The sequence below is a fragment of the Rariglobus hedericola genome (assembly GCF_007559335.1).
In the GTDB taxonomy this organism is placed as follows: Bacteria; Verrucomicrobiota; Verrucomicrobiia; order Opitutales; family Opitutaceae; genus Rariglobus; species Rariglobus hedericola.
The window spans coordinates 1,612,098-1,629,906 of record NZ_VMBG01000001.1 but is presented as its reverse complement, the minus strand read 5'-3'; the positions used below and the strand labels follow the sequence as shown (position 1 = coordinate 1,629,906).

Sequence of the window (17,809 nt, the reverse complement as noted above, 5' to 3'; positions counted from 1 at the left end):
GGGTGACATCCTCTTATGAAAACAACTCCATCGCTTGATCGTTCCGCATCCTTGAGCCGTCGTGACGTTTTGAAAACCTTGGGAGCGGGTGCTGTGTTGCTGGGAATGGGACTTTCGGGTGCCGGTCGTGCAGTGGCGGCCACAGGCACAAGCGCGAATCCGGGCGGTGCCACCGATCAACCGTTCAGCCTGCCAAAGCTGCCCTACGCATATGACGCCCTCGAGCCGCACTTCGATGCGCGCACGATGGAGATCCATCATGGAAAGCATCACCAGGCCTACATCACCAATGCGAACAAGGCTCTGGCCGGGCATCCGGAGTTGGGCGCGCTCAGCGGAGAGGCGATTATTTCGCGACTTGATCGTGTGGAAGAACCGTTGCGCACGACGTTGCGCAACAATGTGGGCGGCCACCTGAATCATTCGTTTTTCTGGTCGTCACTCAGTCCCAAGGGCGGTGGTGCGCCGGGAGATGATCTGGCCAAGGCCATTGAGAAATCCTTCGACTCTTTCGATGCGTTCAAGACGCAGTTTGCTGAAGCGGCCACGAAGCGGTTTGGCAGCGGCTGGGCCTGGCTGGTGGTCAAAGACGGCAAACTCGCGATCAGCTCCACAGCCAATCAGGATTCACCGCTTATGGAAGGCGCGCAGCCGGTGCTCGGTCTCGATGTGTGGGAGCATGCTTATTACCTGAAGTATCAGAACCGTCGGGCCGACTACATCACGGCGTATTGGAACGTCGTGGATTGGGACGCCGCTGGACGCCGCTACGAGGCCTTTGCCAGCTAAGCTTCGGCTTAAAAAAGCAGACGCAAAAAAGCCACGGCCTGATCGGTCGTGGCTTTTGTTTTAAGCGCGTTGGGCGCTTGAAGCTATTAGGCCTTCTCGGCGACAGCGGCCGGCTGGCGGGCACTGGCGGTTGCGAAGAACGCAGCCATGTTGGTAACATCGGCGTAGCCGCGGGCTTTCAGGTCGGCCTCGATCTTGACGATGACGGCGCTAAGTTCCTTGGCGAGTTCGGCGGGGAGGGTCTCGAGGATGGAGCCTTCTTTGCTGACGACGTGATAGACGGGCTCGTCGCTGAGCTGGATCTGGTAGAGGCTGGTGCCGTTGTGGAAGAAGCAGCGGCGAACGAGGCCGAGGTCTTCAAAGGCGGCGAGGCAGCGGTAAACGGTGACGAGATCGCAGGCGCTGTCTTTGAGATCGAGATGGATCTGCTCGATGGTGGCAGGCTCGGTGCGGTTGATGAGCGCGGTGAGGATCGCGATACGCGGCTGGGTGATGCGGAGGCCGGCGGACTTGAGGCGGCTGCAGGCATGCTCAAGGGCGCTGCCGACGGACTGGGAGGAGGAGGCGAAGCTGTTCAACGGATGATTGGTTTGGGTCGATGAGATCATGGATATAGTGATTTATAGCTACTTCAGCCTATTGTTACACAATTGAAAGGCGTAATGTAAAAAGGCTGGTGATTTTTACTCTTTGTTTACAATTGAGCGCCGGCGAATTTTACATCTCGTGGAGATTCTCTTTCGCTAGGTTGCGGATTGCGCAGCGAAGAGCGGTCTGCACACTCCGCGATTACCACCATGTCGGATTTGGATTTCAACGAGATTGTAAATCTCATTTGCAAAGAGGATTCACGCTACGACCGGAAAGCTTATGGCTTTCTACGTGAAGGACTTGATTATGCAGTCAAGGAACTGAAGAAGAAGGAAAATGAGCGCGCCAAGCAGTCGCTGCATGTATCCGGCGCCGAGTTGCTGATGGGCATTCGTGCATATGCGCTCGATCAATTTGGGCCCTTGGCTATTACCGTGTTAAACTCATGGGGAATAAATCGTTGCGGCGATTTCGGTGAGATTGTTTTTAATCTGATCGAATATAACGTGTTCAGTAAGACCGAGAACGATCGTCGTGAGGATTTTTCGGAGGTTTACACCTTCGAAGAGGCATTTGTAAAACCGTTCCAACCCAAGCATCCGCGCACGGGTGGGACTGTTTCGGCATCGCAGGCTCCCTCGGCCTGAGCTCGTCGAGTCAGCGTGGCTGGCGATGCGAATCTTGTGTTGAAGTCGCTCGCGCCTCGTTCGCTCGTGCGCATCGTCTTGTTTTTACATGCCTAAATCCGCCCCTTCGTTCGCCTCCGATCTCAGACTCTTGGAGACCTTTTGGAAACAACCGCCGGTCCGGACCGTGCTCGCCAATGGTCTGACGTTGCTGGTGCAGCGCGATACCTCGGCTCCGGTGGCATCGGTGCAAGTGTGGGTTAAAACCGGCAGCATCCACGAAGGCGGTCTGCTGGGTGCGGGTCTCTCGCACTATCTGGAGCATCTGCTCTTCAAGGGCACCGAACGGCGTGCGGGCCGTGAGATTTCCACGACCGTCCAGGAGCACGGCGGCAACATCAACGCCTACACCACGTTTGATCGCACCGTTTATTACATCGATCTGCCGTCGGATCATGTCGGTGTCGCCCTCGATGTGCTGGCCGATGCCGTGCTCCACTCGACGTTGCCGGCCGATGAAGTCGCCCGCGAAAAAGACGTCATCCTGCGCGAGATTGCCATGGGCAATGACGATCCAGATCACCGTCTCGGCGAGGCGCTGTTCGACACCGCATTCCGCCAGCATCCGTATCGGTATCCGATCATTGGTTACAAAGATGTGTTCACTGCGGTGACGCGCGATGACCTCGTTGCGTATTACAAGGCGCGCTACGTTCCCAACAACCTCGTGGTTGTCGTGGCCGGTGATGTCGATGTCGCGGCCGTGCAGGCATTGGTGGAAACGCATTTCGGTTCCGCGCCGCGCGCGAAACTCGCTTCCGTGCTGGTATTGTCCGAGCCGCCGCAACTCGCACCGCGCGCCCTGCACCGGCACGAGGATGTGGAGCTGACGCGCGCCGGTTTGTCGTGGCAGATTCCCGGCCTCACCCATGCAGACGCACCCGTGCTGGATTTGCTGGGCGTGCTGTTGGGGCAGGGCGACAGCTCCGTTCTGTGGCAGGCGATTCGCGAGAAGGCGCGCCTCGTTCACTCCATCGATGCGACCTGCTGGAATCCCGGTGAGACCGGTTTGTTCTACGTATCGTTTATCTGTGAGTCCAAGCATCGCGAAGCCGCGACCAAAGCGGTGCGACGCGAACTGGACCGGGTGGCCGCGCAGGGCTTTGCGCCCGCACTGATCCGCAAGGCGCTGCGCCAGCTCGTGGTGGGGGAAATCAACACACGCAAGACCATGTCCGGCCAGGCTTCGCGACTCGGTGCGGCCGAGGTGGTGGCGGGTGATGTTGATTTTTCGAAGACTTATTTTGCGCGGATTGCGCGGGTAACGACGACCGATCTCCGTCGCGCCGTGCGCACCTATCTCGGCGCGGACCGCGTGACCGAGGTCTCGCTTAATCCGAAAAACAACGCGCCGGTGGTCTCGACTGCCGCCGGTGTGGATCGTGTCTCGGATGCATTTACCGAGCACACGCTGGCCAATGGTGCGCGCCTCCTGCTGCGGCCCGACCGGCGTCTGCCTAATCTCCATTTGCGCCTCCTCTGTGAAGGCGGACCGGTGCATGAGCCCGCCGCGTTGCGGGGCGCGACGTCGTTGATGGCCACGTTGCTGACCAAAGATACGAAGAAACGCACCGCGGCGGAAGTCGCCCGGTTCATCGAAGAGGTGGGCGGTTCGTTTTATCCATTCTCCGGAAATAATAGTTTTGGTCTCGCCGCCGAAGTGCTGCCGGGTGACTACGCGCGCGCATTGGAAGCGATGGCGGATGCGGTGCTCGCGCCGGCGTTTGCGAAGGCCACGTTCGAAATCGAACGCGATGCCCAGCTCGCCGACTTGCAGCAAGACGCCGACGACGTGGTCACGGTGGGACGCAAACTGGTTCGCCGGAAGTTCTTCGGCACGCATCCGCTGGCCATTGATTCCCACGGGACGATCGAAGGCATCAAGGCGTTGAAGGCGGCCGATCTTTCCGCGCTGTGGAAACGGCTCGGTGTTTCCGGCAATGTGGTTTTGGTGGCCGCCGGTGCTTTCGATCCGAAGGTGCTGACCCCGAAATTGAAGGCGTTCCTTGCCCGACTTCCGCGTGGATCCGCTCCCGTGGGCACGGCGAAATTCATGGCGCCGGGCGAAGTGGGTAACTTCGTGGAAAAACAGCCGCGCGAGCAAGCGGTGGTGTTTCAGTCATTTCCGGGGCCGGGGCTGAAGTCGGCGGACTACTACATCGGCGAAGTGGCCGACGAATTGTTCAGCGGCATGTCGTCGCGTCTGTTTGAACGCGTGCGCGAAGAGAAGGGACTGGCGTATTTTGTGCGCTCGAGCCGTATCACCGGAATCGATACAGGCATGTTCACGTTCTACGCGGGCACGGCGCCGGCCACGGCTGACGAAGTGTTGGTGGAAATCGATGCCGAGATCGCCCGCGTGCAGGCCGGCAAAGTGGAGAAAACCGAGCTGATCCGCTGCCAGACGCGACTCAAGGCTGGGCGCCGCATGGGACTTCAAACGAATGGTTCCCGTGCGATGCACGCCGGTTTGAACACGCTCTATGGTCTGCCCGTGGATGATGCGGCGACCTATGATGCGCACATCGACGCGGTGACGATCGCCGACCTGAAGGCCTTCGCCAAACAGCGCTTCCAGAAGACGCTACGCACGCAATTGGTGGTGCGTCCGTGAATTCTGGACGGCAGGCGGTAACGCGCTTGCCGTTCAGAGGGAGTCGGTTATACATAATGACGAAATGAAAAACCCTACTATTTCGATCCTGCGCTCTGCGCTATTTGCAGTTGTTGCCTTGTGCGCGGTCTCGGTCTCCCGAGCCGAAGAACCTACCGAAAAGAAAGTCCCTGATTCGGTTCTGAAAAAATACGACGCCAATAACGACGGTAAGCTCGATGAGAGCGAGAAGGCCGTGATGGAGGCTGCGAAAGCCAAGAAAAAGGCTGAAGCCGAAGCCAAACGTCTGGAAAAATTCGACACCAACAAAGACGGCAAGCTGGACGAGTCCGAGATCGCCGCTGAAAAAAAGGCGAAGAAGGACGCCAAGGAAGCCGCTGAAAAGAAGAAGGCTGAAAAGGCAGCCGGCACTCAGTAAAACTGAGTCAGAAGTTGGGTCTTCGCCGTATGATTCGAGCGCGGTTAACCCCGCGCTTTTTTCATGCCCGCTTAACTGCGGGCGACTACGCCGCCGCTCCAGTTAAGCTTGCTGCGAACCACGGCGAAATGGGCGTAATCACGACGTTGCACGAGGGGCAGGCGTTCGGCGGCGAGCGTGATGGTGATGGGGCGTCCGTCGGACACCGGGTGGTCGCGCTGGCCGTCCACGGTCACCATCAATGTCGACGTCGCATCGAGGTTGCGCACAACGAGTTTTACGCCGGCTCGAAAGATGATCGAACGGTTGCTCAGCGTATGCGGACAGATCGGCGTGAGGGCGACGACTTCGGCCGAGGGGTGAATCAACGGGCCGCCGGCGGAGAGATTGTAGGCGGTCGAACCAGTCGGCGTGGAAAAAATGAGACCGTCGCAATCGTAGTTTGTGACGAGTTCGCCGTCGGCAATCACCTCGAGACCGACCAGGCGTGAGTTGACCTTGGCTTTGATGAGCACGTCATTGAGCGCGAGGTCGGAGTGGCCGGGGCCGGTCGAGCAGGAGAGGAGGGCGCGCTGGGCGATTTGAAAATCGCCGGAAAGAAGCGTGGGAAAACAGTCGCGAATATCGTCGGCGGAAAATGTGGTGAGGAAGCCGAGGCTGCCGCGATTCACGCCGATAATCGGAACTTGGGCGCGAGCGGCTTGCGCGGCGATACCGAGGAGCGTGCCATCGCCACCGATGACGCAGCAGGCGTCCTGACCGGCGAGAAAATCATCGGCTACCGGATGGCTGTCGGCGCGCTTTACGGTGACGCCGGCTGCCTGGGCGAGCGCGATCAATGCATCGGCCAACTCGGGTGCGCCGGCTTTGGGCTCGTTGACCACGAAGGCAAGTTTGCGGATGGGCGGCATGGCAGTGGCGACAATCTGCGTTCAAGCCCTGCGCAGTCCGAGCAAAAACTCGCGATTGCCATCGGTTCCGGTGATGGGCGAGTCCATCGTGCCGACGAGGGTGGCGCCGGGAAGCTGACCGAGCGCGAAGGCTTGGATGTCGGCGAGAACGGCGTCCTGCACGGCGGCGTCACGGATGATGCCGCGGCCTTTGTCCACCTCGGCCTTGCCCGCTTCGAACTGGGGTTTCACGAGAGCAATCAATATGCCGCTGGGACGCAAAAGCGGCCAGACGGCGGGGAGCACGCTCTTGAGGGAGATGAAAGACAGATCCATCACGATTGCGTCGTAGTCGGGCTGCGGGAGATCGGTGGCCCGGAGGTGGCGGGCGTTGATCTTTTCGAGATTGGTGACGCGGGGGTCTTTCTGGAGCTTCGGGTGAAGTTGCGCCCGCCCGACATCGACGCAGACGACGGAGGTCGCGCCGGCTTGCAGAGAAGAATCGGTAAAACCGCCGGTGGATGCGCCTACATCGAGCACCTGGGCTCCGTTCAGATCGATGGAAAACCGGCTGATGAAACCGAGAAGTTTTTCGCCACCGCGGGAGACGAAGCGCGGCGGCTGTTCCACGATGAGTTCGATGTCGCCGGCGAATTCCTTGCCGGGTTTGTCGAGGCGTTCGGTGCCGTGGAGCACGCGGCCGGACATGATCAACGCCTTGGCCTGCGACCGGGATTCGGCGAGACCGCGGGTGACGAGAAGTTCGTCGAGACGTTGACGTTTGGCGGCCATGCTCAGAGTGCGCCGAGGGCCTTTAGGAAGGCGCGGGCGATGATCATGTGGCCGGTGGTATTCGGATGAATGCGATCCCACGCGAGCGTCATGGGATGCGTGTGCACGAGCACCTCGTCGAAGGCGCCTTGGATGTCCACGAAAACGGCGTCATGTTTTTTGGCGAGCGTGCGGACAACGTCGCTGTAGGCATCCATGGTTTTGCGCATGGCGTCGCCACGATGACCTTCGATCAGGAACGGAGTGGCGAGCACGAGACCTTTGACGTGCGGACGGGTGCGGGTGACAAGTTCCTCGAGCGTGCGCGTGTATTCGTCGATCAATACGTGGCCCTCGGGACGGAGGGGCGTGTCATACTGGCGCCAGACATCGTTGACGCCGATCATGATCGAAACCCAGTCGGGCTTGAGATCGAGGACATCGGTCTGCCAGCGGTTCTTTAGATCGCGCACAGTGTGTCCGCCGGTGCCGCGATTGATGAGGCGGATGTGATCCGCAGGACGCGTTGCGCCGATCCATGCCTCGATCAAACCCACGTAACCACGACCATGACCGGGCGCGCCCCAAGGAGTGGCTTCGCCGGAGGGATCGCGGCCGGCGTCGGTAATGGAATCGCCGATGAGGACAAACTTGGTGTTGGGAGGTAGCTTCATGGGAAGAAAAAGAGGATGGATCTTACAGCTTTTGGCGGGCGGGTGACCAGCAGGTAGTGCGTCCGCCGATTTCTTCGCGAACGAGTGGGGCGCCGGTCTTGGGGCATTTACCGCCGTTTTGCCAACGGTGGGGGAACAGCCAGCTTTTGGGCGGATCAGGTGTCACCGGCGTGTCGGCCGAGCCGATGATTTTGAGGGCGTGCCTGGTTACCCAGATGATTTCGCGATGAAGCGTGACGACTTCGGCTGCGGTGAGCGAGCCGGCGAGGCGCTTGGGGTGAAGGGCTGCGCGCCAGAGAATTTCGTCGGCCATCCAGTTGCCGATGCCGGGGAAGCGCTCTTGCATGAGCAACACCGGTTTGATCGGTGTGCGGGCCCGGCGGCGAAGAAACGCTGAGACCGCGCCGACCGTGAATTCCGCGGAGAGAATGGCCGGTGCGATGGAAGACCACCACTCGGGTGCGTCGGAGCCGATGTGAAATTGCACGCGTCCAAACATGCGCGGATCGGTGAACACGAGGGAACGGTCGCGTTGCACGAGGACGAGGTGGTCGCTCTTGCGCGGAACGAAGTCTGCGGGCTGCACGGTGAGTTCGCCGGTCATTCCGAGATGGATACCGAGCCAGCCATCCTTGCCGGTGCGGAAGAGCATCTGTTTCGCGGCGGCGGCGGAAGAAACGAGTTTTGCCCCGGTAACATGGCTGACGATGAGCGCGGGATCACTGGTCTTGAAAACGCCGGCCTTCGGATGGACCAGCACGGTCTCGATGCGTGCGCCCAGGCCGGCGTTCCAGCGGCGGCGGTAGAATTCGACTTCGGCGAGTTCGGGCACGGTTTAGCGGATTTCCCAATCGTAGTGGTAAGACGAGAGCATCTTTGGTTTGCCGTCGGTGACCTGCACGACGTCCTCGATGCGGCAACCGCCCAGACCCGGATAATACAAGCCGGGTTCAACGGTGACGACGGAGCCTTTTTTTAGGATGTAATCGACCGAGCTCATGCGCGGCGCTTCGTGGACTTCGAGGCCGAGACCGTGGCCGGTGCCGTGGAAAAAGCCGACGCTACCCTTGGGCGTGCGTTTGGTTTCAAAACCGTGGCGTTCGAAGGTGTTGAGACATTGTTGATGCACGTGGCGTCCGTTGACACCGGCGCGAACGGCATCGAGTGCGGCGAGTTGGGCGGTGCGCACGGCGGCGACGAGGTGCTGTTGCTTTTCGCTGGCGCGGCCTTTGAGAAACGTGCGCGTCATGTCGCCGTGGTAACCGGTGGATGTTACGCGGGGGAACACGTCGACGACGATGAGCTCGTGGGCACGGAGCGGACCGTGTCCGCGTTCATGTGGATCGCAGGCCTGGTCGCCGCCGGCGGCGATGGTGTCGATGGAAAGGGCGCCGGCTTCGAGGCACGCGATCTCGATGGCGGTTTTGAGGCGCTCGGATGTGAGCGGCTTGCCGTCGAGCATGAGTTGGCCGGCTTTGATTTTGCTGCGGCGGAGGAATTGCTCGGCGGCGGCGATGCCGGTGGCGCTGCAGCGATTGCCTTCGCGGAGGGCGGCGGCCTCGGCGGCAGTCTTGATCTCGCGTTCAGGGAAAAGGGCGGGGACGGGCGTGAGTTTCAGGCCGAGCGCGCGGAGTTTGTCGGCGAGGGCGAGCGGGAAATCAGAAGCCACCTCGAAGGCGGAGAGTTTGTAATGTTTGGCGAGGAGGCCGATGACCTCGGCGGCACCGGCCTTGGGGGATTTGGCGCGGGCCTTCTCGAGCCAGGGTTCGAGTGGGAGGACGGTGTCGAAGCCGGAGGATTTTTGGGCGCGGCCGAATTCGAGGGCGTTGAGGACCGCGATTTTTTTGCCGCGCACACCGAAGGCAATGAACGGATCGGGCACACTGAAACGGCCGAAGTAAAGCATATCGGCGCTGCGGGCGGTGTCGGCGTAGAGGAGCGGGGAAGGTGCGGTGCGGGCCACGATGAAGTTGTGTTTGGTTTGGGAAACCATCAGTCACCTGCGGAGTGAAAAACGCAAATCCGGTTTCGATGCTGTTGCGCGTGGTGGTGCTGTTCGCAGCGCTCTTGATGACCACGGGCTGTGGCCGCAGCGATGCGGCACTTGAGCAAAGCGCGCCCAAAACGGTCGCGGATTTCTTTGTCATCACCGTGGGCGACAAGCCGGTAAACATGCAGCTGGCGGTGCGCCCTCGGGAAATGGAGCGCGGTTTGATGGACCGGCGCGACCTCAAGGCCGACGAGGGGATGCTGTTCCTTTATCTCACGCCGCAGCAGATGAGCTTTTGGATGCGCAATACGCCCACGCCACTCGACATCGGTTTCTTCACGGCCGATGGCGTGTTGAAGGAAATCTATCCGATGTATCCTTACGACGAGACGCCGGTGCGTTCGCAGAGCGAACAACTGAAATTTGCGCTCGAGATGAACCAAGGCTGGTTCTCGGCCAACAAAGTGAAGGTCGGCGCCAAGCTCGACCTGAAGGCTTTGGCCGCGGCCTTGAAGGCCCGCGGCTTTGAGCCGTGGGAATACGGAGTGCGGTAAACCGCTTTCCGCGACGTTATTCCATGCGACCGCGGCGGGCGTCTTTGCCCTTGGCTTCGTCGGTCGGGATTTCGTTGTCGGTCTTGAGCATCAGGACCGCGTTTTTGGTCTTCACGAAGACGCCGGCTTCCTTGAAGTGTTTGGCGGGGACGTGTTCCAGGGCTTCACCCACGGTTTTAGCGGGCATGAGGCGGCCTTTCTTGGTCGTGTTGAATTCGTAAACGGCTTTGAAAATGCGTTCCTGCGTGGTCATCACGCTCTCGTTCTCGGGGACCTGCAAGACCCAGCCGGCGAAATCATTGCCTTCGGGAAGACGCTTGTCGGGGTCGGAGATGAGGATGACGAATTGTTTCTTTTGTGCGGGCGGCTTTTCTTCGTCCACCTCGGGCTGCACGAGCAGGTTCATCTCTTCGACGATCGTGCGCAGGAGGGCGGGATCCAGCTCGTTGCGTTTAAGAATTTCAGCTACCTTGTTGACGTCGATTTTGGGCATGGGAACTTAGGACAGTTTTGACAGACGAAAGAGTCCGCTTCCCGCGAAGCGACATTAAAAACATGGACCTGATTTTAACCGCCCAGCGTGACGATGAGATTTTTGACGTGGTCAACGACCGCGACGAAGTGACCGGGCAATCCACGCGCAAGGAGGTTCATCGCCAGCGGTTGATGCACCGGTCCATTCATGCACTGGTTTTTGGGGGCGATGGCCGGGTGTTTTTACAAAAACGCTCGATGCTCAAGGACTCGTCGCCGGGCAAATGGGATGCGTCGTGTTCGGGGCATGTGGACGGCGGCGAGCACTACGACGCCGCTGTGGTGCGCGAATTGGGAGAGGAAATCGGGCTGGTGGTCACGCCGGAACACGGACTGGAGCCGCTGTTCAAGCTGCCGCCGAGTCTCGATACCGGTTGGGAATTTGTGTGGGTTTACCGGTTGCGCAGCGAAGGGCCGTTCGTGCTGCACCCAGCGGAGATCGAGCGGGGTGATTGGTTCACGGCGGACGATATTACGCGAGGAATGGCGGAGCGTCCGCTGGAATTCACGCGTCCGTTCAGGCTGATCTGGCCGCGGGTGAGGGCGGCAATCGGCGTTTAACCGCGGGCGGGTTTTACGCCACTGGCGAGCAAGGTCTCGAACCACGGTTCGTTTTCTTCGCGGGCGACGGTGGCTACATCGACCTGTTGAAAGCCGGATTTTTTGAGGAAGGCGTGCAACGCGCTTTCCTTGAAGCCGAGCCACACGTCGGCGTAGAGCTCGTGGGCTTTTTCGAAGGTGTGCTCCTTCAGATCGAGAATGAGGATCTGACCGCCGGGCTTGAGGATGCGGTAGGCTTCCTTGACGGCGGTCTCGGGGTGCTGGGCGTGGTGAAGCGCCTGACTGAGAATGGCGAGGTCTACGGATTTGTCGGGAAGCGGGACGTTTTCGATATCGCCCAGTTTATAGGACAGATTGGCGAGGCCGTTTTTATCGGCGAGTTCGGTGCCGACCTCGATCATGCGAGGTGAATTATCGATGCACCAGACCTTGTTGGCGCGACGGGCGAGGAGCTGGGAGAGCAGGCCTTCGCCGGCGCCGAGATCGGCGATGACGATGTGCGGAGTGAGGCGCAGCGCGAGGTGGCCGATGGCTTCCCAAGAACGGCCGGGGCAGTAATTTTTGCCCAGCTTGCCGGCGATGAGGTTGAAATACTGTTCCTGTTGATCGCGGCGTTTTTTGAGGATGCGATCGAGGTTGGCGCGGTCTTCTGAGATCTCCGGGAGCTCGGCGACGGAATCGCAGGCTGCGTGGAGCAAGGCGAGGGTGCGGGTGTCGAGCGCGGGGCGCAGGGAGTAGAATGCTTTTTTGCCGTCGCGCCGGTCGATCACGACATCGGCTTGGCGGAGCAAGGCGAGTTGCGATGAGATGCGCGACTGGGCCATGCCGAGGATTTCCTGCAGCTCGGCGACGGAGAGCTCCTCGCGAAGCAGCAGCGCGAGCAAACGCAGGCGAGTCGGGTCGGAGAGAAGTTTAAGGGTGTCCCAAGAAGCGTTCACGCGGGGCAGGGCGGAAGTTAGAGATATTCGCGGCGGAGGTTGCTCGGAAGCAGTCCGAGTTCCTCGCGGTATTTGGCGACGGTGCGGCGAGCGATCTTGATGCCTTTTTCTTCGAGCTTCACGACGATTTCCTGGTCGCTGAGGGGCTGGCTGCGGTCTTCGCCGGCGATGAGGTCGTTGATCATGTCCTTCACGCTCGTGTTGGAAACCGAGGCGCCGCTTTCGGACTGGTAACCGGGCGTGAAGAAGAACTTGAAATCGAAGACGCCGTGGGGGGTCTTGATGTATTTATTGGCGATGGCGCGGCTGACGGTGGTCTCGTGCACGCCGACGACATCGGCGATCTGCGTCATGGTGAGCGGGCGGAGCTTGGAGACGCCTTGCTCGAAGAAATCGAGCTGCACCTTGATGATTTCGCGGGTGATACGCTCAATCGTCTGCTGACGCTGATCGATGGAGTTGATCAGGAATTTACCGGAGCGAATGCGTTCGCGGAGATAGTCGCGCTCCTGTTTGGAGAGGGAACCCTTGGCGATGAGATCCTTGTAGGTGCTGGAGATGCGCAGCTTGGGGATGTAGTCGCTGTTGAGGTGAATCTTCCACTCGTCGCCGTCTTTCTCGATGGTGACATCGGGCACGACCACGCGATTGCTATCCTCGGCGAAGCGGCGGCCGGGCGCGGGATCGAGAGCGCCGATTTCCTCGATGGCGTCCTGCACGTCATCGGTGTGAACGCCGAGCTTGCGTGCGATTTCAGGAATGCGTCGGCGCGTGAGGAGTGCGAAGTGTTCGCGGATGATGCGGGCAGCGAGGCTATCACTACGGCCTTTGACCGCGAGTTGGAGAATCAGGCATTCTTCCAAGCTGGATGCGCCGATGCCGGCGGGCTCGAAGGTCTTTAACTGGCGGGCGGCTTCCTGCACGCAGTCGAGTGGAAGACCGGTCTGGAGGGCGACGTCGTTGGGCGTCTGAGTCAGGAAGCCGCGGTCGTCGAGACTGCCGACGAGGTAGCTCATGGCTTTCAGCACATCGTCGGGCGTGTCGGCGAGTTCGGCCTGACGGATCAGGTGTTCCTGCAGCGAGGTTTCGCTGACGAGTGAATCGAAGAAGTGCTGGCGACGCTCGGCGTCCTCGCTGGTGTAGGGTTGGGCACCGCCGGCTTGGGACATGTAGTCCTTCCAGTCGTCGTCGAGCTTGGTGAGGATGTCGTATTCTTTGGAGAAATCCATCTCCTCGCGGTTGTCCGCGCCTTCGCCACTTTCATTGTTTTCGGCGGCACCTTCCTGTTGCTCCTGGTCGAGGCTGACGCCGTCCATGGGCAACTCTTCGAGCGTGGGGTTGCTTTGTAGTTCTTCCTGGATCACCGAACGCAGATCCAGTGCGGCAACCTGAAGGATTTTCAGGGAATGCCGGAGCTGCGGCGCGAGAACCAGGGATTGATTCTGACGCTGGCGGAGGTCTTGGCTGAAGCCGGGGCCGCTCATGAATTCGGGCGCAAGCTCAGCCGGGGCAGGGGAGCTTTGGCCGCGGGCAGCGGCTCGTTCATGATCGTTTTGAGATAGGCACCGAGCTTCTCGTTGGTGGGACCGTAGCCGTCGCTGTAAAGGTAGACCTCGAGATCGTTGAGCATCTCGTAGGCGCTTTGGTAACGCTTTTCACGGTCGCGCTGCAGGGCCTTTTGGAGGATGGCTTCAAGCTTCGGATCGATCTCGGGGCGCAGATTGGAAAACCGCGGGATCGGCATCGTGAGGATATTCTGGCGCGAGACCATGCGGTCGGCGTCGCGGAAGATGTTACGACCCAACAGGAGTTCCGTAAGAACGATGCCGAGGGGGAAGAGGTCGGCGCGTCCGTCGGTGACGGCGTAGTTGGCCTGTTCCGGAGAGAGGTATTCGTCTTTGCCGGCGATGACCTTGCCTTCCTCGTTATACATAAGATCGAGGGCCTTCGCTATACCGAAGTCGGTGAGCTTTACGTCGCCTTCTTCGGCGATCATGACGTTCTTCGGACCGATGTCGCGGTGGACGATACCCAGCGGGCGGCCTTCGCGATCGCACTTTTGATGAGCGTAGGTGAGGCCGCGGGCGATACGGGAAATGATGAAGGCCGCGATCGTGACCGGCATCAGGCGGCCGAGGGCGGTGTGGCGCTCGATCAATTGCTCCAGATTAACGCCCGAGACGTATTCCATCACCATGAAATACTGCCCGCCGATCTGGCCGAGGTGGTAGGTCTGGACGATGTTGGTATGAATTAAATTGGCGACCAGTCGCGCCTCACCGATGAAATTTTTTTGGAACTCGGTGATGGTCGAGTATTCCTCGCGAATCAGCTTTACGGCGACGACCTTGGTGAACCCACCTGCGCCGCGCTGGACGGCTTCGTAAACCACACCCATGCCGCCTTCTGCGATGGTGCGGGTCATCTCGTAGTGCAGTTCGTTGAAGATGTGTTTGATGGCTGCCACGGAACAGGAGCCAAGGGGAGACGGGCGGCGCTGGCAAGAGGCGAAATCGTCCCTAGCACGGGAACTGCTACATCGATTGACAGCAGAGGAGCGGAGGGTAGTTTTCCCTTATGATCATGCTCAGTCCCCGCGCCGCCGCCCAAGTCCGTGTCATGCAGGCCGATTTACCCGTAGCCAACCAAGCGTTGCGCCTGCTGATGGAAACCGGCGGCTGCTCCGGATTCCAATATGGCATGTCGTTCGACGAACCGAAGGCCGATGATACGCGCTTTGAAAGTGAAGGCGTTCAAATCGTCATCGATGCAACCAGCCTCGCGTATCTGGACGGCTCGACCATCGACTTCGACGACGGCCTGCACGGCAAAGGCTTCGAGATTAAGAACCCCAACGCCCAGAGCACCTGTGGCTGCGGCAAGTCGTTTAACTGAATCGGTATTCGGCGCTGATCGGGTGTCGGCCGCTAGCTGTGCGCCACCCGTGCCGCGAGCGCGTTCCCTTATTTCGTGGCTGCGTGCAGCGCCACCGAGCCGAAGGTCATGCGGGTTACGGCCACCGTGCCAAAGCCGGCGCGGGTGATTTCCCCACTCATGGCTTTATGGTCGGGGTATTGTTCGATGGAGCCGCACAGATATTCGTAGGCTCCGCGGTCACCCGTCACCAGTGCGGCGATGGCCGGCAGCAGCTTTTTTAAATAAAGATAATAAAACGGCCGGAACCAGCGGTAAGGCTGTGAAAATTCGAGGACGAACAGCCGTCCGCCCGGACGGAGCACGCGGTGCATTTCGCTGAGTGCGCGATGGCGGTCGCCCATGTTGCGCAGTCCGAAGGAAATGGTGATGGCGTCGAATGATTGATCGGCCAGCGGGAGGGCCATGCCGTCGCCCTGGCGAAAAGTGATGTTGGCAAACCCGCCGCGCGTTTCCTGTTTGATCACGGCTTCGTCGAGCATGGGCTGGCAGAAATCCATGCCGGTGATCGCGATCGTGGACGGCAGGCCTTTGCTCATGGCGAAGGCCACGTCGCCGCTGCCAGTCGCTAGATCCAGAACATCCGTGGGGCCATGTCGGCGCACGGCGGATACCAGCCGGCGACGCCACCACACATCGACGCCTCCGCTCAACAAATGGTTCGCCACGTCATAGCGACGGGCGATGCGGGAGAACATGGAGTTGACGGCAACGGGATCAGGCATGGAGGCAAAGGTTCGTAATCACTAAGCGGCGGACCAAGCGCGACGAGCTTAAAGCCGAGGGGCACCATCTTCAAGTGATGCGGTCATTACGGGTTGATGCATCCGCACCCAAGTCTCCCTCGTTCAATTCTATGGGTGCATTTTTGGCATCCCGTGAAATCCATTAAAAATTTTGGAACCGCGGAACCTTTTCGTGGAAGTCGCCTCTGTGTAATAACTTATTCAATATAATCATTTCGATTTTTACGCTTTTTTTGCAATTAAAACCGTTCTGATGGTTGACGTAATTAAAGACTGGGAAATAACTTAGATAAACCCGCATCGCTTAAAAAAGGAAAAAACACTATGTCCAACAACCTGACCAAACGTGAGATCGTTCTCGAAATCTACGAAAAGACCGCCTTCCCCCAAAAGGAAGTTGTCGCGACTGTGCAGCTGACCCTCGACATCATCCAGAAGGCCTTGGCTGATGGCCGTAATGTGGAACTTCGTAACTTCGGCGTCCTCGAAGTGCAGCGTCGCAAGTCCCGCATCGGTCGCAATCCGAACAAGCCCGAAGCCGAGGTCGTCATCCCCGAGCGCGCCGTCGTCAAGTTCAAGGCCGGCAAGATCCTAAAGCAGATGCTCAAGAAGATCGACATCGCCAAGCTCTGAGCAGGCGACGCGATCCAACGAAATCTAGTCACTTCTAGCTAGGCCGGCCTTTGGGCCGGCTTTTTTTGTGTCCGTGTAATTTCAACGGTGAAGCGGTTCGTGTTTTAGATTCGCCCTCGGCGGCGGCGGTTTTCAATTTCTCCATTTCCATGGCCCAGTTTCAGTCATTGCCCGGTTTTCGTGAGTTCTATCCCGATGCGTTCGCGCGCCGGAATCATGTGTTCCGCTTGTGGCGGCAGACTGCGCACACGTTTGGATTTCAAGAATACGATGCGCCCGTGCTGGAGCCGCTCGATCTCTACAAGGCCAAGTCGGGCGACGAAATCGAAACGCAGCTTTTCAGTTTCACCGACAAGGGCGGCCGCGAGGTCGCGCTGCGTCCCGAGATGACCCCGACGGTCTGCCGTCTTGTCGGCGCCAAAGCCAACGCGCTCAAGCGTCCGATCAAGTGGTTCAGCATCGCGGAATTCTACCGCTACGAACGCGCGCAGAAGGGCCGTGAGCGCGCATTTTTCCAATACAACTGCGACATCTTCGGCGAACCCGGTCCGGAGGCCGAGATCGAGCTCATCGCGCTGCTCGTGCAGTCGATCCGCGGCTTCGGACTTTCGGCGCAGGATTTTTATGTGCGCCTGAGCGACCGCAATCTGTGGTTTTATTACCTCGAAGCGCTCGGCTTCGACGAGGCGCAGACGCGCTCCATTCTCGGTGCGATCGATAAATACGAGAAGGTCGGCGAAGATGCCTTCAAGGGCTATATCGAGGCGCACGGCGCGCTCGAGCCGGAGAAAAAAGACAAGATCATCGCCTTCCTGAAAGTGAAGAGCCTGGCCGTGCTCGAAGAGACGCTCGCGTCCATCGCCGGCGAAAAAATCGCCGCGCGTCTGGCCGACTGGCGCAAGCTGCTCGGCGGGCTCCAGTCCATGGGCCTGGCGGAATTCATCGAGGTGGATTTCGGCGTCGTGCGCGGCCTCGCCTATTATACGGGCTTCGTGTTCGAGGCGTTTGATCGCAAAGGCGAGCTGCGCGCGATCGCGGGCGGCGGACGTTACGATGATCTGGTGCAGAAGCTCGGCGGACCGGCTTTGCCGGCCGTGGGCTTTGCGATCGGTGACGTGACCATGGCGCTGTTGCTGGAGCAACGCGGTCTGATGCCGACCTTCGCCAACTCTACGGATATTTATGCGGTGATCGGGGGCGGCGAGGCGGAGCGTGCGGCGGCGTTTGCCGATATCCATGCGCTGCGTGCGAACGGCTTTCGCGTCGAGTATCCGCTCAAGGATCTGGCCTTTGGAAAACAGTTCAAAGCCGCGACCGAGGCGGGCGCGAAACTCGCGCTCATCTATGGTGGCGATGAACTCGCCAAGGGTGTGGTCAAAGTGCGCGACCTCGGTGCGCGCACCGAGATGGACGTGCCCTGTGATCAAGTCGCGGCGATGGTGCGCGATTTCTTCTCGGCGGGTGCGGAGTAAGTGACGCCGCCGCG

At 59.8% G+C, this 17,809-nt stretch carries 20 protein-coding genes; 9 read left to right on the top strand and 11 right to left on the bottom strand.

Going from position 1 to position 17,809, the window contains the following annotated elements; all coding sequences use genetic code 11:
* Nucleotides 1–15 precede the first annotated feature (15 nt).
* Complete coding sequence (locus FPL22_RS07185) at nt 16–789, top strand: superoxide dismutase (protein WP_144229414.1); 774 nt, start codon at nt 16–18, stop codon at nt 787–789.
* An 86-nt stretch (nt 790–875) separates the two neighbouring features.
* On the opposite strand, the gene FPL22_RS07180 is transcribed toward FPL22_RS07185, so the two are convergent.
* A complete protein-coding gene (locus tag FPL22_RS07180) occupies nt 876–1,397 on the bottom strand; it encodes a Fur family transcriptional regulator (protein ID WP_144229413.1) in 522 nt (173 codons plus the stop codon).
* 189 nt (nt 1,398–1,586) lie between these two features.
* Between FPL22_RS07180 and FPL22_RS07175 the strand changes: the two genes are divergently transcribed.
* The 3 genes from FPL22_RS07175 to FPL22_RS07165 all read left to right on the top strand — a co-directional run bounded on the left by FPL22_RS07175 (nt 1,587) and on the right by FPL22_RS07165 (nt 5,098).
* The gene (locus tag FPL22_RS07175) at nt 1,587–2,027 is read left to right on the top strand and encodes a Minf_1886 family protein (protein ID WP_144229412.1); all 441 of its coding nucleotides are present in this window, start codon (nt 1,587–1,589) and stop codon (nt 2,025–2,027) included.
* A gap of 88 nt (nt 2,028–2,115) precedes the next feature.
* On the top strand, nt 2,116–4,680 hold the full coding sequence (locus tag FPL22_RS07170; protein WP_144229411.1) for a M16 family metallopeptidase: 2,565 nt from the start codon (nt 2,116–2,118) through the stop codon (nt 4,678–4,680).
* 64 nt (nt 4,681–4,744) lie between these two features.
* Nucleotides 4,745–5,098: an EF-hand domain-containing protein gene (locus FPL22_RS07165; RefSeq protein ID WP_144229410.1), complete on the top strand. Its 354-nt coding sequence runs from the start codon at nt 4,745–4,747 to the stop codon at nt 5,096–5,098.
* A gap of 71 nt (nt 5,099–5,169) precedes the next feature.
* Here the strand turns inward: FPL22_RS07165 and FPL22_RS07160 are convergent, their stop codons facing one another.
* Genes FPL22_RS07160 through FPL22_RS07140 form a run of 5 tightly spaced genes read right to left on the bottom strand, consistent with a single transcriptional unit; the run spans nt 5,170 to nt 9,426 of the window.
* Nucleotides 5,170–6,009, bottom strand: coding sequence for an NAD(+)/NADH kinase (locus FPL22_RS07160; RefSeq protein WP_144229409.1), 840 nt, complete (start codon nt 6,007–6,009; stop codon nt 5,170–5,172).
* A gap of 21 nt (nt 6,010–6,030) precedes the next feature.
* Nucleotides 6,031–6,780: a TlyA family RNA methyltransferase gene (locus FPL22_RS07155; protein WP_238991333.1), complete on the bottom strand. Its 750-nt coding sequence runs from the start codon at nt 6,778–6,780 to the stop codon at nt 6,031–6,033.
* 2 nt (nt 6,781–6,782) lie between these two features.
* A complete protein-coding gene (locus FPL22_RS07150) occupies nt 6,783–7,433 on the bottom strand; it encodes an SGNH/GDSL hydrolase family protein (protein ID WP_144229408.1) in 651 nt (216 codons plus the stop codon).
* A gap of 22 nt (nt 7,434–7,455) precedes the next feature.
* Entirely contained in the window at nt 7,456–8,265 is an 810-nt protein-coding gene (locus FPL22_RS07145) for an Fpg/Nei family DNA glycosylase (RefSeq protein WP_144229407.1), read from the bottom strand.
* A 3-nt stretch (nt 8,266–8,268) separates the two neighbouring features.
* The gene (locus FPL22_RS07140) at nt 8,269–9,426 is read right to left on the bottom strand and encodes a M24 family metallopeptidase (protein ID WP_144229406.1); all 1,158 of its coding nucleotides are present in this window, start codon (nt 9,424–9,426) and stop codon (nt 8,269–8,271) included.
* Between the two features lie 14 nt (nt 9,427–9,440).
* Here FPL22_RS07140 and FPL22_RS07135 point away from each other — a divergent pair, with 14 nt between their 5' ends.
* Nucleotides 9,441–9,977 carry a DUF192 domain-containing protein gene (locus FPL22_RS07135; protein WP_238991332.1) on the top strand — a complete coding sequence of 179 codons (537 nt, stop codon included), beginning with the start codon at nt 9,441–9,443 and terminating at the stop codon, nt 9,975–9,977.
* Nucleotides 9,978–9,993: 16 nt separating this feature from the next.
* Here the strand turns inward: FPL22_RS07135 and FPL22_RS07130 are convergent, their stop codons facing one another.
* Nucleotides 9,994–10,470 carry a hypothetical protein gene (locus FPL22_RS07130; protein ID WP_144229405.1) on the bottom strand — a complete coding sequence of 159 codons (477 nt, stop codon included), beginning with the start codon at nt 10,468–10,470 and terminating at the stop codon, nt 9,994–9,996.
* 62 nt (nt 10,471–10,532) lie between these two features.
* On the opposite strand from FPL22_RS07130, the gene FPL22_RS07125 reads away from it, so the two are divergent.
* Entirely contained in the window at nt 10,533–11,072 is a 540-nt protein-coding gene (locus FPL22_RS07125; protein WP_144229404.1) for an NUDIX hydrolase, read from the top strand.
* On the opposite strand, the gene FPL22_RS07120 is transcribed toward FPL22_RS07125, so the two are convergent.
* Genes FPL22_RS07120 through FPL22_RS07110 form a run of 3 tightly spaced genes read right to left on the bottom strand, consistent with a single transcriptional unit; the run spans nt 11,069 to nt 14,477 of the window.
* Nucleotides 11,069–12,010, bottom strand: coding sequence for an ArsR/SmtB family transcription factor (locus FPL22_RS07120; RefSeq protein WP_144229403.1), 942 nt, complete (start codon nt 12,008–12,010; stop codon nt 11,069–11,071). The genes FPL22_RS07125 and FPL22_RS07120 overlap by 4 nt on opposite strands.
* A gap of 17 nt (nt 12,011–12,027) precedes the next feature.
* Nucleotides 12,028–13,494, bottom strand: coding sequence for an RNA polymerase factor sigma-54 (gene rpoN, locus FPL22_RS07115; protein ID WP_144229402.1), 1,467 nt, complete (start codon nt 13,492–13,494; stop codon nt 12,028–12,030).
* On the bottom strand, nt 13,491–14,477 hold the full coding sequence (locus FPL22_RS07110; RefSeq protein WP_144229401.1) for a serine/threonine protein kinase: 987 nt from the start codon (nt 14,475–14,477) through the stop codon (nt 13,491–13,493). Before FPL22_RS07110 ends, rpoN begins: the two co-directional genes overlap by 4 nt.
* Before the next feature lie 116 nt (nt 14,478–14,593).
* On the opposite strand from FPL22_RS07110, the gene FPL22_RS07105 reads away from it, so the two are divergent.
* Nucleotides 14,594–14,905, top strand: coding sequence for a HesB/IscA family protein (locus FPL22_RS07105; protein WP_238991331.1), 312 nt, complete (start codon nt 14,594–14,596; stop codon nt 14,903–14,905).
* Between the two features lie 68 nt (nt 14,906–14,973).
* Here the strand turns inward: FPL22_RS07105 and ubiE are convergent, their stop codons facing one another.
* A complete protein-coding gene (gene ubiE, locus FPL22_RS07100; protein ID WP_144229399.1) occupies nt 14,974–15,669 on the bottom strand; it encodes a bifunctional demethylmenaquinone methyltransferase/2-methoxy-6-polyprenyl-1,4-benzoquinol methylase UbiE in 696 nt (231 codons plus the stop codon).
* Between the two features lie 345 nt (nt 15,670–16,014).
* Here ubiE and FPL22_RS07095 point away from each other — a divergent pair, with 345 nt between their 5' ends.
* Complete coding sequence (locus FPL22_RS07095; RefSeq protein ID WP_144229398.1) at nt 16,015–16,323, top strand: HU family DNA-binding protein; 309 nt, start codon at nt 16,015–16,017, stop codon at nt 16,321–16,323.
* 149 nt (nt 16,324–16,472) lie between these two features.
* Complete coding sequence (gene hisS / locus FPL22_RS07090) at nt 16,473–17,795, top strand: histidine--tRNA ligase (protein WP_144229397.1); 1,323 nt, start codon at nt 16,473–16,475, stop codon at nt 17,793–17,795.
* Nucleotides 17,796–17,809: the final 14 nt, after the last annotated feature.